The sequence below is a fragment of the Aquimarina sp. I32.4 genome, from assembly GCF_002924285.1.
In the GTDB taxonomy this organism is placed as follows: domain Bacteria; phylum Bacteroidota; class Bacteroidia; order Flavobacteriales; family Flavobacteriaceae; genus Aquimarina.
The window spans coordinates 12,598-28,462 of the sequence record NZ_PGUB01000041.1 but is presented as its reverse complement, the minus strand read 5'-3'; the positions used below and the strand labels follow the sequence as shown (position 1 = coordinate 28,462).

Here is a 15,865-nt window from a genome sequence, read left to right as displayed (position 1 = left end):
TAAAAAAATGATTAAAATGAGTATCCTAAAGTGATTAGAAAGTTACGAGGCGCTCCTGCAAAAACCCGTCCTTCATCTATTCCACCTATAAAATAACGCTCATCAAAAATATTGTTCACATTAAATGTCAGGTCAACATTTTGATATTTATAAAATATACCTGCTCGTGCTGTAGCATAGCTAGGAAAAGTAATCACTTCACTAATAGGGTTTACAGCTCTTGTACTGATTCGACTTTTACTTACAAAACGACCTCCTAGTCCAATACCTGAATTTTTCAAGAAACCATTAGTAACCGTATATTTCCCCCAAATACCTGCTGTATGTTGTGGGTTATTGTCATCCAAACCTAGTTGACGTACTTCGGGATTATCGTCAAAGATTTCAACTTCATTAAAAGCGTAATTAGCGGTCAAAGTAAAATTAGATACTACTTTACCTGTAATATCTAATTCCAGACCACGGCTTACTTCTTTTCCTAATTGTAGTAGCTGTATAAATGCTGGACTAGAATTAGGATCTTCTATTAATCTACCCTCACGGTTGATTGAATAAAAACTTAATTGCCCTAATAGTTTATTGTTAAAAAATGTAGTTTTAGTTCCAAATTCTATTTGATCACTGGTAAAAGGATCAAATACCTCACCATCACTTACATTGGTGACCCCAATAGGAAATTGTTGAGGTTGGAATGCCTCGGTATAACTTGCAAACACATTTATTTGGTCATTAACCTTATATGTAAGTCCTAATCGAGGTAAAAAGATATCATTGTCTAGGTTATCAGTTAGGTCAATAGCATCTCTAACAAGACCAGATTGATCCAGATTTTCATATCGCAATGCCGCCAGAATTTTAAACTTTCCAATGGTTATAAGGTCTTGAAGATATAATCCACGAGATTGATTAATGAGATCGATTCCTCCAGATACATTTTCAGCAAAATTTACAGATAACTCTGTTAATTCTTGAATAGGAATGCGATTATTAAACCTAAGGTTAGGCACTCCATTTGCTTCTCCCAAGGCAAATCTGTCGATACGTTTTTGTGATGTTTTGTAGTAATCCCATCCAAGTACAGCCTCATGCTTTATACCAGCTGTTTTAAATTTTCCTGCTAGATAAAATGTTACAAAGTCAGAGGCTCCTTTGGTATCACGATTAGTAATTTGACGAATTAATTCTGTACCATCACTGGTGAAACGATTGGCAGAACGGGTCTCAAGAAAGTTTTGATTAAAATCAGAACGTGTATAAGAACCGTTTAACGAAATAGCATTAGAAAACTTATGACTTCCAGATGCTGTCAATAGAATACTATTGTTTTGTCTGTAATCATAAGGTTCTGCTGCATTAAAATTGATGGGTACGGCAAAAATATCATTTTGTAAGACAGGAGTTCCTCTATAAATACCAGCATCATCATTATTAATGGTTCCTACAATATCTACATTAAAACGAGTTTTTTTTGAAGGAAGATATGATAATGAAGGCGCAAAAAGAATACTTCTGGTTTTTTGAAAATCAACAAATGTTTCTGTGTGTTCCCAAGCAACATTAGTGCGATACAGTAATGTTTTATCTGCGTTCAATGGCCCAGTAATGTCTAATGTGGCACGTCGTGTATCAAAACTACCATAGGATACACTTGCATCGGCACGATTTTCTTTTAAAGGTTTTTTTGTGACAGCATTTACAACCCCCCCAGGAGAACTGTTTCCAAAAAGGGCAGCGGCAGGGCCTTTTATAAACTCGATACGTTCATATTGAGTTGCTATTGCCGAGGCTGAAAAATCGGGAGCTAATAATGCCCTGTTACCATTAATGTAATCATGTGAAACACGAAAACCACGAGAGGTAAAGTTATTACCTGCACGAGTACGGGTGACTCCTGCAACATTTTCTGTTACTTCATTCAGTCTAAAAATACCTTGATCTTTAATTACCTCTTTATTGATAACAGCAATGCTTTGTGGTATTTCTTTTACATTGGCACCAGTTCTGGTTCCTGCAAAGGTGATATCGGCTTTGTAATCAGTATTTCTACGTCCGATTATTTCAACAAGTTGCAATTCTTCTTCACTAGTAAATAATTGAGCATTAATGACTAATGTGCTGTCATTGGCTTCTATCTCCTTTACGTAAGTGGTGTAGCCAATAGAACTAATTTCAAGGTTGTAACTTCCATTTGCAATGTTTTGTAAGGTATATTTTCCTTCAATAGTAGTAATTGTACCATTTGTGGTGCCTTGTAATAGAACACTTACAGATTCTAGTGGTTCACCTTGTTCGTTTGTAACCACTCCTGTAATTGTGGTTTGTGCATTTATGGTTAGTACACCAAAAAGCATCAATACATATATATAAATTTGTTTCATCTTAATTAAATAATTATTGAGGTAATAATGCACTATTGTTTACAAAAATTAAAGTATGACCTTCGGGAGTACTTTTATCTGGGAAAAGCATATAAGTACCAAATTTTCGATCTTCGTTATTTTGTAAGGTTAAAAACGATGGATTGCTAATAGGTGCATTATTTGCATAAGCAAAAGTGGGTAAAGGAAAGATTGCATTAGAAGGTATGATTACTTCTGCATTATCTTTGTAATTTAATATTCCGAATTTGTCTGGAACACCTAGTAAATTCCCAAAAGCTAGATCTACAGGAATCGGTTGCGCAAGAGCAGGATTGATAGAAGATACATCAATAAAAGGGGTGACATTATCAGTTCCTTCTGCCAGATTAATAAAACCAAGGCTTATAGAACCAGAGGGTATTGTATTTTGGTTTTTAACCTTTTCTTTAAGCAATAATTCAGGATTATTTTCAGTCCCTATCAGATAAAGAGTATAGTTTTTTAAGGCTTCCATATTTTGATTTGCAGATAAAGTGACTCCATTATATTCAACTTCAATCAAGATGGTTCCATCGGTTTCTTTGGCTACATTCGTATCAATATTGTAATAGGTGTTATCTGTAGTTTTTGAAGCTACAGGATTACCTGTAATAGCAACCGAGGGAACACGGAGTGTGGCTTCATGATCTGCATCTATGGCATTTACCAATAATACCTGAGTATTTGCTGGGTTTATGTCTACGTTTATTAGATCTCTGGCGATTTGATCACCTCTAAAAATTTTGAGTGACAATTCATACCTTCCAGAGGCATCGGGTTGTACCTCAAAAGTAGGTTTAGGGTTATTGGCATTAGAAAAAGTAATTGGAAATCCTTCTGGGGTTGATATCACTTCCCAAAGGTATTCAAAGCCTAGGTTATTTACATCTTTGGAGTTGCTACCATCTAATTGAATGGTGGTTCCAGATGTTTCTGTAAAGATAACCTGATCCTCTCCAGCTCTAGGTAATAAAACAGTGAATTCTTGTTCATCAAAATCAGAACAAGACCCTAATGCAAATAGGATAACAAGGTAGAAAATAGCGTTTTTCATTTGTATAGTTTTTTTTACACAAATATATCACTGTTTTAATTTAGATTTAATAAAAACAGTATGTTTTTTACTTGATAGCCGTAAGGTGGAGTGGTAAAAAAGAAGATTAACACCTTAGGTAGAATTAGATAAATAAAATAAAAACCAATAGTATGATATTGGATAATTATTACTTTTCTTTTTTTGTAAAATGATAAGTTATATGAATAATCTATAGATTATGAAGTAGTGCCTTGTCTTAAGAAAAGCTTACATAAATCTTAAAATAGTTTTTTAGTTTGCGTGTACTTGGTAAGGAATTAGATTTCCTATATTCATAGATGGTCTTTTATGGTTATATGGATTGATAATCCTAATTTGATAATTTTTTGTCTTGAATATGTTCTATATCATAATTGTTTGTACCATTTTAACTTTGAAATCGTGCGTATAGAAATTGAATTTATTTTTTTAAATTTTGAGAATATTTATTTGGTAAATGGTTTACCTTCGTTATTACCGTATAAACGATCAGTACCAATAAATAAATTTGGTATTTTATTATTGATTGTATACACCTTTTTAAATTATAAAATCAATATTACTTTTAGATATAGTACAGTGATAAATGTTTAGAAATTTTAGTATCCAAATTATACATAAACCTTATCCATATTTATTTTCTCTCGGAAGAAATTTAATAATAGCGATTACTCTTGGCGTATTGATTTGTGTAGTTAATTTGATGGCTATAGATGAAAACTATGTAAATGAGAATTTTATATTCTCAAAATCTCTCGTATGTTCATTAGCAGGCTTGGCAACTTTTTTAAGTATTGTCTTTGTGGTCGAGTTTATACCAAGGCTATTTTTTACACCTGATTTAAAAGAAAGCTGGACAATAGGAAAAGAAATCCTTTTGATCCTATCTCTTCTCTTGGTAATCATACTATTTAATAATAGTATGTCTTTTATGATTAGTAAGAAACATACATCATTCAATATCCTACTCCGTTTTTTAGATTCATCATTTTATGTTGTTACGATTGGTATTGTTCCTGCTTTTGTAATAGTTTGGCTTAATTACACCATACTTTTAAAAGAAAATTTAAAAGAGATATCCCTATATAACAAACAACTGGAGTCTAGAGTTGCAAAAAGAGAAAACACAGGATCTACTATTATAAACATACAATCCAATAATAAAAATGAAGTATTGAATCTAGATATTGATACCTTTTTATTTGCGAAGGCAGAAGGAAATTATATAGATGTTTTTACAAAAAAAAATAAAGTAGTAACATGTAAACCTTATCGACTCACGATTCAAAAACTTGAAGATGTACTAGCTGATTACCCATTTATTATTAGTACCCACAGATCTTTTGTTGTTAATTTAAAAAACATAAGTTCAACCTCTGGAAATGCCCGTAATTATAGAATTAAGTTTAACGGAACACCTCAGGAAGTCCCTGTGTCAAGAAATAAGTTTCAAGCTTTTAAAGATGCTTTTAACATTAAAAAAGTGTAATACACAGTAAGGATTACACTTTTTTAAGAGTCATTTTGAATAAGTTGTTTACAACCTATATCCTAAACCGACACCAATAAAAAATCTAGAATCAAAATCAGCAGGTCTACTTCTTCCTTGATCTAAGAGTCCTTTTAAAGAAACCCAGGTAAACCCGCTAACACTAAATTTATGTATGTTGTAACCAATAGATTGAGAAAATCCGTAGTTAAAATAAACATACTCATTTTTATATTTTTCAGATATCGAATATTGAGGGATTTTTAATTTTCCTTTAGATTTCAAGTGTGTTGCTCCTATAAAAGGTTCTAGCGATAGGTACAATTTTTTCTTATTAAAGGGGTAATAAGTAATATCAAAAATAGAGTACAACCCTATATCTCTAGTATATCCATCTATATACTCAGTAAATAAGTTTTCTGTTTCATCTATATAACTGTTTTGATGTGCTAAACCATATGATAAAGTAAAATGCTTACGGTCTAAAAAAATCAATTTTCCTTTAAATATATAGCCATAATTTTTTCCATAACTGGTATTCAATATATCATGAGAATATAACAATTCTAATTTCCATTTGTTTTGAGTTGGATTCTTATTTTCTTGTTGTACTTGGGCTACAATAGGTAAGGTGAAAATAAGACAAAGTACTAGTAAAAAGTTTTTCATTATATTGAATTTATAAAATTGTATAGAGCCCTTTTTTAAAAGAAATAATTGGACTGTTTCTATGAGAAATATTCTTTAATCTTTCAGAATGTAGTGCCAATCCTATATAGGATCTCTCGTTTATTTTATTCTTAAAAGCATTATAAAAAAGGTTAATAGAAACACCTTCTAAATCTCCTACGGTAATGTAAAGGTTCTTGTTTAGTGTATCATTGATATTGAAGTATTGCTGTTCTAAATCGAATAAATATGCGTCATACCACATAAAATTTGAGCTGGCTGCTATGATATTATCAAAAGGATTAGGTTGCTGTTGCTGGAATAACAAATACAAAGCAAGGTAGCCTCCTAGAGAATGACCAAATAATGTTTTATCCGTACTTTTAATTTCAAGCTCATTTTCAATATGAGGAATAAGCTCATTATTTATAAAATTGATGAATTCTCTGGCACCTCCTGATTTAGTGGGGAAATCATTGTCTTTGGGATATGAATAATCTATCCCTCTTCTGTTTTTTCCATCATATCCAATGCCGATAAGAATAATATCCTCTTTATTAGATTCAATCACCACATCTGTTGCTTCTTTATAATAATCATCTCCGTCTAGCATATAAACTGTGCGGTAGCTATTTGATGGAGTATAGGTTTCAGGATACAAGACATTAATCTCATATTTTGTATTCGTGTATTTTGATTCAAGAGTAAAAGAACGGCTGTTTTTTATAGAAGAGATATTTTCTTTCTCACAGCTATTTAGAACCAACGAACCAATAATTAAACAAAGAAAACCTATGGCGTTCTGAGTAATTTTTTTGAACATACTATTTGTTTTTTGATTTATAATTATGTTCAAAATTAATTTTCTAATGACTATGTAAACCACATATAATGCAGGTTGGTGCGAAGTGTCATGTTTCTGTGATGAGTTGGCATAAATTATATAACAATCCTTTGCCTATATTAATTAGAAATCTGTTTTGTGTCGAGTTTTACGGATATGGATTTTACTCACTAAGTGAGATAGGTAATTTTAGAGTGTTGTATAAATTTGGTTTTGTTAAAAATATGTAATTATTCAAAAAATGATGAATTACATTTAGTTATGTAATGAACCTTTTACATAACACTCTATGTTTTCTAACTATTTTGATGAAATCTATGTAATGTACTGATTGTATGTGTAATAAAAGATTTTTAGGCACTAATGATTTATAAATTTATACTACATTTTCATTTATATTGCACAACACTTCTTGTTTGTCACTAGCTCATTAGTCTATATTAGTCTATATTTGTCTTATTAATTTTATCTTAAAATTTAAACTACCTCAAAAAAAATTACCCTATTGAAATTAAAACTACTTATCATTTTTTTAGGATATACTTTTATTGCCTCTGCTCAAAATCTTGAGCAGATAGGGAAAACTCCTTTACTACGATTTAATGGTGGAATTTCTAGTAATGGTATTTTTTATGATGGTACAGCCAACCGAGATCCTTTTACCTATTTTGTTAACGGAAATCTTAATTTTAATATTAGTGGTATATATAATATTCCTCTATCATTTTCTTATACCAATCAAGATTTTGGATATAGCACTCCCTTTAAAATAAATAGGCTAAGTATTCATCCATCATATAAATGGGTTGCAACTCATATAGGAGATGTTTCTATGACTTTCTCTCCCTATACCCTAAATGGACATCAATTTACTGGTGGTGGTGTTGATCTTTCTCCCAATGGACCTTTTAAAATTAGTGCCTTATACGGTAGGTTTTTAAAAGCCACAGAGTATGATGAAGAAATTCCTGAAGCAATCCCAGCCTATGAAAGGTATGGATTTGGGCTAAAAACCGCTTATGATTTAGGCGGAGCCTCAATCGGATTAATTTTTTTTACTGCAAAAGACAGAGAAAATTCACTTCGAAATTCTATTCCAATAGAAGTAGAGATTACTCCAAAAGAAAATACTGTAGTAAGTGCAGAAACCAATTTTACTCTTTTCAAAAAAGCAAAAATTAACTTAGAATATGCCATTTCTGGTGTGACCGAAGATACTCGCATATCAGAATCCAACATGTCATCGGCAGGTTTTTTTTCTTTTTTAATGACTGAAAATGTAACAACTAATTATTACAATGCTTTTAATTTAAAAATGGATTATCCTGCAGGTAATGGTTCTGTTGGTATGGGATACGAACGCATAGATCCTGATTATAGAACTTTTGGAGCTTATTATTTTAATAATGACCTCGAAAACATAACAGTGAATGCTTCTCAGAACATTATTGACAATAAAGTAAGTATAAGTGTAAATGCTGGTCTTCAAAAAGATAATCTGGATAATACTAAAAGCTCAGAATTACAGCGTATAGTAAGTGCTTTTAATGTAGCCTATAACGGATCAGAGAAACTTTCTATTAATGCTGGATATTCAAATTTTCAATCCTACACCAATATTAGAGATCAATTTGACTTTATAAACGAAGTAAATCAATTTGAAAATATAGATACTTTGAATTATCGGCAAATATCTCAAAATGCGAACCTTGGAGTAAACTATACCTTAAAAAAAACAGAAAGTCAACAACAAGCAGTAACTATAAATCTTACCTATCAAAACTCTAATAACAAACAAGGAGAAGAAACAGTAGAAAATGGGTTATCCAACTTTTACAATATAACTTCTGGATATATTCTAGGATACCCAAAAAACGCTCTTAATTTTTCATTTGCTGCAAATATCTCATATAATACTGTGGGGGTAACAAAAAACCTTACACTTGGACCAACACTTACGGCTACCAAATCTTTCTTTGATAAAAAATTAAGAACAAATTTCTCTAGTTCTTATAACACAGCATATACCAATGATGAAAAGCAAAATGATATTTATAACCTGCGACTAGGGGGTAATTACACACTGTATGAAAGTCATAATTTCACGCTCAATGTACTCTCTTTATTTAGAAAATCTAAAGCAGGTAATAATACAGATTTTACAGCTACTTTAGGGTATAGCTATAGTTTCGATACTTTTAAAATCAAATTCAAAAAACGTAATAGAGAGTTAATGGATGATGATAAAATATCTAGACTAGGAACCCTACAGTTTAGATATCGATCAACTACCTATAGCGGAACTATACCAGAAATTACAGAGCAACTTACCAACGTAAAGAATAGCGCTAGATTTCAAAATATCCCAGAACAAAAACAAGGAGATTTAACGCTGTTATTTACCGATGTAAAAAACCAAACTAAGCCAGGACTTTATAAAGAAAAAGCCTTTGTTTTTTTAGATGCACTTTATAGCTATGAAGATTTCTTAAAAGCATATGATACTATACTACATGAGGTGATACAAAGCTTAAGAGAAGATATGCAATACATTGATTTTAAGCTTGAAAGAAGCTTTGTGAAAACCAAAATCAAACTCGACGATCTTAAAAAAGAAAAGCCTCTTAATAGTAAAGAAATTGACAAATTAGAAAAAGAACTGAACAATAGGCAAAAGAAATTAGTAGGTCATCGATGGATGAAGAAAAAGATGGATATCTACACCAGTATCCTATCAGTTACAAACCCAGATGAATTGATCTCAGAATTTAAAAAACGTGAAGCTAAAAATGCTTACAAACTCTATGAAGAAGAAGATGGAGTTAAAAAAATCAAGTCATATCTAGAATCTCAAATTATTGATTTCTATTATCATAAGTCACTCGAAGAAGTGAACCCAGACAAATTCGAACTTAGATATATAGATAAAATATAAAACCAAACGCATACCCTTATGAAACAAAGGTTACATATTCTGTTTTTAATAGCATTACTTGCATGGCAAGGTATGATATCACAAACCTATCCAGTTACATTGGTGCCTCAGGTTATGCCTCCTGCTCCTATTTATTTTTCATCCTATGCAGATGCGAGCTCCTCAAGTGGTCCTTTAAAACTCCAAATTGTTTTAAATGACCTTTCTCAAACTGGGAGAGAGATTAAATTAAAAACCTATTTTGAAGGTAATGGTATTGCTTTCGAGAGTAAAGATGTAATTATAGGAGCTCCGTCATTATTTGTAGAAGGAGGAATTCCTCTTTTACTTACAAATTTAGAATTGGCGCCATATTTTACTTTGCAAAACATATCAGGTATTTCTCCTGCTGCATACGGACAAGTAATCCCAGAAGGTTCGTATCAATTCTGTTTTGAGGTGTATGATGCTCCTACAGGAGCACGAATATCACAAAAAACGTGTGCCACTACTTATATCTTTCAAAATGAACCACCTTTACTAATTGCCCCAAATAATCAAACTGATATTTCTGAACAAAATCCATTAAATTTATTATTTCAGTGGACACCAAGGCATATTAATGTAAGTAATGTTCAATACGAATTAAGTATTGTAGAAATCTGGGATCAGACAATGAACCCTCAAGCAGCCTTTTTAGGGTCTCCACCAGTATTTCAAACAACTACAACTAATACATCTTATTTATATGGTCCTGCAGATCCTTTACTCTTACCCAACAAGCGATATGCATGGCGAGTACAAGCAAAAGCAATTAATGGAGCCGAAGAGATAGGTCTTTTTAAAAACAAAGGATTTAGCGAGATATATTGGTTTAATTATACAGCTCCTTGTGACGCTCCAGAGAATGTACGACATGAGATAAAAGGAGTCCAGAATATCAATATTTTGTGGGATGATTTTGCAACCGATGTTCCTGAATTTAAGGTGCGCTATCGAGAAAAAGGAAATCAAAATGAATGGTTTTTTTCAAGAACTAATGGCAATTGGGTTACGTTATGGGATTTGAGAGCAGGAACTACATATGAATATCAGGTCTATAAGAAATGTTTGATTTCAGAAAGTGAATACTCTCGTATACAGAGTTTCACTACGCCCAATGAAGATGATCAAACCAGTTTAGTAGATTGTGGTATATCTCCTGATATGGATATCGAGAATATGGAACCTTTAGAACAATTGTTTCCCGGGAATGTTTTTAAAGCTGGTGATTTTCCTGTTAAAGTAACAGAAACCAATGGTAGTAATGGTCGTTTTTCTGGAAAAGGATATGTTACCTTTCCGTACTTTAATAGTATCAAAGTAGCGGTCAATTTTACCAATGTTTTTATAAATAACGAAAACCAACTTGCAGAAGGAACAGTAATTACCACCTATGACTCAAAATGGGGAAATATCCTAGATGTAGATGAGGTAATCGATGTAGTCGAAGATATTGCAGATGTATTTACTGGTGGGGATAATACAGAAATTCCACGACTTGATTATGATATAGATGCAAACGATATTAGCATTGCCGATGGGCAGATTATTATCACAAACCCAAACGGTACTCAAGACACTTTTGACTATGATGAGGGTGACACCTATACTATAACCGATGCTAGTGGTGATGAATTTACAGTAGATAAAGATGGTACTATTACCCAAACAGGTACAGGAGATACATCCCCTTCTTTAACAACTGATAATACAGATGGCATACAATCGGGGACTCATAATGGTACGATAGAAGATCCTTATGTAGATACTATTACCAATGATGCTATTACTGTTACCTTTAGAACTCATAAAGATGAGGAAGGCAAAACACAATTTGCATTAGATCTGGTAAACAATGACTACGAAAAAGCAACATACCCAAAAATAAATACCTCAGAAGGATCAACTTATTACCCTGCTCATAAGGCGATCATACAAGGAGAAAGTGATGTGTTTTATGCAGATATCACAATTAATGATACCAAAATAAATATCGATAGCCTCATCATTAAAACGGCTAAGAATAAAGCGATCAAACATGAGCGATTAGCCAATACCAATACCTATAAAATTACGATCTCTGGTGCAAATCCTTATCGTACAGAAGAATGTGTTGTTACTTATTTAGACCCTACCGACAAAAAGTATAAAATTGCGGCAAGTTTCTTTGTACATCACTTAAAGAAACATACCGAAACTCCCGTACAAGTAGTTACTGTAAATGGAGGAAACAATCTGCCGAATCTAGAAGCAGATTTAAATGATATTTTTGGCAAAGCTGGTGGTAAATTCAAAGTAAAACCTAATGCCATTAATATTACGATTGCTCAAAAAGACTGGGATGACAATGATAATGGTGTTATTGATTACGATGGTAGTGGCATCTTAGCAGACTATCCTACAGAATTAAAAAACATATATAAAGCCTTTAAAAAACAATATCCTTACTACGACTCTCAGCAATACTTTGTATTGGTGTTGGGTGATGAATTCGTGGTATCTAAACCGCTAAGTGGTTTTATGCCCAAAACTAGACAATGGGGGTTCTTGTTCGAAAAACATATGGGGAGCGGACTTGAGAAAAAAGACTCTGCCCTAAAAGTAGCTGCGCACGAATTGGGACATGGTGTTTTTAGCCTAGAACATCCTTTTGGCGAAAATATTGATAAGGCAGAACAAGCCAATACTTGGCTTATGGATTATGGTAATGGTACTGAACTGGGATATCCTAACTGGGCAACGATGAGTGATCCTAGTTTGAAATTGATGTTGTTTCAGGATGATAGTGATGGGGAGTATTCAGCAGATCAATATCTAATAGGCAATGCAGTGGTTCCAAAAGTCTTTAGCCAAACTCAATACAAGGCTACTATAAACACTACTAGTAAGAATCAATCTTGTATATCTTTTGTTTCTATTGCAAACAAATTAATATCGATCCCTGTAGACGCAAAAGACATTACTTTCTACCATACTGGTGCTCTATATGGATTTACAGTTGTAGAAAACGGAAAATGGGAACGCTATATTGGCACATGGGGTACAAAGAGCAAAAATACTGTTTTCAAAGGCTATGCAAAAAGTACTGATATAAAAATTGTTTGGCAAAAAAGAGTATTTAAAGATTATTTTTCTAAAAACTTAGGTGACAAAGTCACTGTACATTTAGGAAAACTTAAAAGAAGTGATAACAGTTGTGGTATTGATTTATATAAAAAAGAAGGATACGTAAATACTGTTGACAAAGGTAAAAAACAATGGAATAGTGGAGGTCGTGACAAAACACTTATAAAAAGTAGTCTAATTGGTGGGCTTAAACCTTATCTGACTAATGTAAGTAGTCCTAAAGTTTGTAATTTATGTCCAGATGGGAATAAGTTTTATAAAACATATAGCTATTTAGTAAAAAGCGAAGAAGATACTCAGGCCCTTATAGGAATTGCAAAATTAATATGTTCAGAAGATGAGGATAAGATTGACTATGACATTTTAGTTGCTCAAATTGATAAAGATTTCTCTGATCAAATAGATAAGGTTTTTTGGGGTAGTGATAAAGCACTCTTTGTAAAAGCACGTGAAGTTTTTTGGAATAAAGATGGCGCATTATCTATCTATCTAACAGCTATAGAAAAAATAAAAAAGAACATAAATACTTATAACAAGAAGCTCGGTAGTAGTGCTACAAAAGAAGAGTTTTATTCCGCTCTTTATTATCTAAGTGATGAATTTATAAAGTCATTAGATTATAATCAACGCTATGAACTATTGAAATTTATTTTCAAAAACAATGCTTATATCTCTGAAGGGTTCTTTTCAAATGGTAAAGATGATGTTTCCCTGATTAAGAAAATACTTAACTCTCTTTCTTTTGATGAGCTAGATCTTCTTGTTAATGAAATTATTGGTAGCAAAAATATTTTTGAGAATGCAAATAGAGATGTATTATTTGAGATCGCATATGCTTTAGAGCTCAAAACTTTAAAAAATTTAGGCATTCATTATAAATTAAAAGTTCTTGAAATATTATTAAAAGATAAACTCACCAACATGTTTGGTAATAATGAAGATGCTATCGTTACCAAAATAGTTTCTTCAGTTAGAGATTCTCAAGCAAAAATATTTTTTGATGAGTTACAATCTTCCAAAAATTATAGTATTGACAAAGCACCATTATTATATAATATAAAAACCAAACTAAGTAATTTACTTAATGATAATAAATCTTACACCAAATTCTTTTTAGAGCTAAATAGACTATCTAACGCTATAAACAAATCAAAAGATGGGAAATTAGATATAAAAAAGACTATCACTTGGGATGTTAAACAACGTGACTTTGCCCTTGTTGCTTTTGTAGATAACAGAAATAATTATAACTACGTATATGATAAGAAAACACATACTGTAAGTATTAAAAATTGTCTTGAATATGAATATCATATTAATCAAAAAACAGATAATTACTATAAAGTTTGTATAAAACCAGGGTATTTATTAGAAGAAGGAACCTCCCCTTTTAGTTTGGTGGGTGTTCTTATTCTTAATGATGTTTCACCATTAGCAAGTGATTGTAGAGATGGAATAGGAAAAAGTGAATTATGTGGTAAAATGCTTGTTGTGCCAGCCATATTTATTGAATATCTTGATGAGAGTATCAAAACCAAAAGATGGGAAAATTTAGGATGGAATACATTTAATGTAGCTGTTACTATTGGCACATTAGGAGAAGGAGCTTTAGCTATTAAAGCTATTCAAGGAGCAAAAGGAAGTGCAAAAATAGGCATTGCTTTTAAAAAATGGTATCCTTTATTAGATCTTACATATACGTCAACAAATCTAGTGATGGGGGCTACGGGAAGTGGCTCCTATAAATGTCAATATCTAACTGATCCTGATGAAATAAAAAAATGTAAAGAGAAATGGGCTAATTGGAACAAAATAGGACTTGCACTAACAGCAAAGTCTGGATTAGACTTAACAGAAGGTGTTATTAAGGCTGCCGTTAAATTAAAAAATCTTTCAGGAAAAGACATAAAAGAGTTTATAAAAGCGATACGACTTAAAAAACACAATAAAGTAGCTACTGAGGATGATATCATTAAGACTATTGATGAGTTAGAAAAGCTTATTAAGAAAAATGATGATCTAAAAAGGCGGTACGAACAGGTACTAGCTGCCTCTACTATTCATGTTCCTTCATTTAAAACGAAGTTCTTGAATAAACTAGATGGATATTCAGATAATATTTCAAGTTTTAAAAATTGGGTAAACCAATTAGGAGACTCTCATGCTTCACTTCTTAAAAAACTCGATGACCTAGGTGATGACATTGTAAAATTCGGAACCGATTTTGACTTTAATAATTCAAGTTTAGTTGCAAAATTCATTGATGATCCATATCTCGTTGATGCATGGACAGTATTAAAAGAATTCCCGAAAATAAGTACAAAAGGAGGTAACCTTGAAATTCTTTCTAAAGTAAGTGGAAGGTTTGAGTACAACAATAAAAGTTCTTTTGATGGATTATACGATCTGTTTAATGGTAGCGGAACCAGCAAACAAAATTTAATCGATGGTCTTAAAAAAGTTGATGAAATTTTTGACTCTTCACTTCCATTAAAATTTAGTGGAGTAAAAAAGGGAGATGTTAAAGTAATACAAACCATTAATGGTAAAAGTGATGAGGTTGCCCGATATGTAGATGGAATACTGCAAAAGAAAAAAACCTTGGATGATGGAGATGTCGTAGGTAAATACAATGGAGATGACATTTTACAAAAAGGTGATGAAGTTGGGTTTAGAAAGATCAACAATGCAGGAGGGATTTCAAAAGTGTTTTTTAAAAATGTAGATGACTTTGCGAGAACCTTTGATAAAGCAGGAGAAGTAAATGCTACAATAAGAAATCAAGCTTTTGATTTATACAAACAAGGTAAATGGAGGGAATTAGAAACTTTATTTAATAATAATAATCTAAATGGTAGTTGGCCACCAGCAAATGGAGGTTTTAATATTGTTGATGATGTTCCAATAAAGACTGGTCAGAAGTTTGATAGATATAGTGGTAATTTTGGAATAGATACTAACGGCAACCCTATTTTAGGAGGAAGTTTCACTAGTCCATTAAATAAAGGAACTCCTTATAAGTTTGGACAAAGGGCATTGAACAAATCAAAAGGAGAGTATGATTTCTACTATGAAATAGAAGTTTTACAAGATTTACCGTTCAAAGCCCAAAATGCAGATGTTATACCATGGTTTGGTCAAATTGGTGGAGCAAAACAATCGATGTGGAAAATGCCAATGGATGAGATAACTGGTTATCCAAAAACTTGGAATAAGTTAGCGGAGGAAGGTTATATTAAGATAACAATTAAAGGTTCTCCTAGTGGTAATTTTTCTAATCTTACAGGAACAATAATAAAGAATTGAA

Annotated in this window: 7 protein-coding genes; 3 read left to right on the top strand and 4 right to left on the bottom strand. The window is 32.0% G+C overall.

The features are described from left to right. Positions 1 to 11: 11 nt before the first annotated feature. Together CVD18_RS11030 and CVD18_RS11025 are read right to left on the bottom strand one after the other, a co-directional pair. Positions 12 to 2,378 carry a TonB-dependent siderophore receptor gene (locus CVD18_RS11030; protein WP_103865500.1) on the bottom strand — a complete coding sequence of 789 codons (2,367 nt, stop codon included), beginning with the start codon at positions 2,376 to 2,378 and terminating at the stop codon, positions 12 to 14. Positions 2,379 to 2,391: 13 nt separating this feature from the next. Then, positions 2,392 to 3,453: a hypothetical protein gene (locus tag CVD18_RS11025; protein WP_103865499.1), complete on the bottom strand. Its 1,062-nt coding sequence runs from the start codon at positions 3,451 to 3,453 to the stop codon at positions 2,392 to 2,394. A gap of 607 nt (positions 3,454 to 4,060) precedes the next feature. On the opposite strand from CVD18_RS11025, the gene CVD18_RS11015 reads away from it, so the two are divergent. Continuing rightward, positions 4,061 to 4,963 (top strand): LytTR family DNA-binding domain-containing protein, encoded by a 903-nt coding sequence (locus tag CVD18_RS11015; protein WP_103865497.1) that lies wholly within the window; start codon positions 4,061 to 4,063, stop codon positions 4,961 to 4,963. A 48-nt stretch (positions 4,964 to 5,011) separates the two neighbouring features. Here the strand turns inward: CVD18_RS11015 and CVD18_RS11010 are convergent, their stop codons facing one another. Together CVD18_RS11010 and CVD18_RS11005 are read right to left on the bottom strand one after the other, a co-directional pair. Further along, complete coding sequence (locus CVD18_RS11010) at positions 5,012 to 5,632, bottom strand: hypothetical protein (RefSeq protein WP_103865496.1); 621 nt, start codon at positions 5,630 to 5,632, stop codon at positions 5,012 to 5,014. A gap of 10 nt (positions 5,633 to 5,642) precedes the next feature. Then, positions 5,643 to 6,455 carry an alpha/beta hydrolase gene (locus tag CVD18_RS11005; RefSeq protein WP_103865495.1) on the bottom strand — a complete coding sequence of 271 codons (813 nt, stop codon included), beginning with the start codon at positions 6,453 to 6,455 and terminating at the stop codon, positions 5,643 to 5,645. A 526-nt stretch (positions 6,456 to 6,981) separates the two neighbouring features. Here CVD18_RS11005 and CVD18_RS11000 point away from each other — a divergent pair. Together CVD18_RS11000 and CVD18_RS23140 are read left to right on the top strand one after the other, a co-directional pair. Continuing rightward, on the top strand, positions 6,982 to 9,411 hold the full coding sequence (locus CVD18_RS11000; protein WP_103865494.1) for a hypothetical protein: 2,430 nt from the start codon (positions 6,982 to 6,984) through the stop codon (positions 9,409 to 9,411). An 18-nt stretch (positions 9,412 to 9,429) separates the two neighbouring features. Then, positions 9,430 to 15,864, top strand: a complete 6,435-nt coding sequence (locus tag CVD18_RS23140) for a glycohydrolase toxin TNT-related protein (RefSeq protein WP_233194528.1) — start codon at positions 9,430 to 9,432, stop codon at positions 15,862 to 15,864. The last annotated feature ends 1 nt before the right edge of the window (position 15,865 follow it).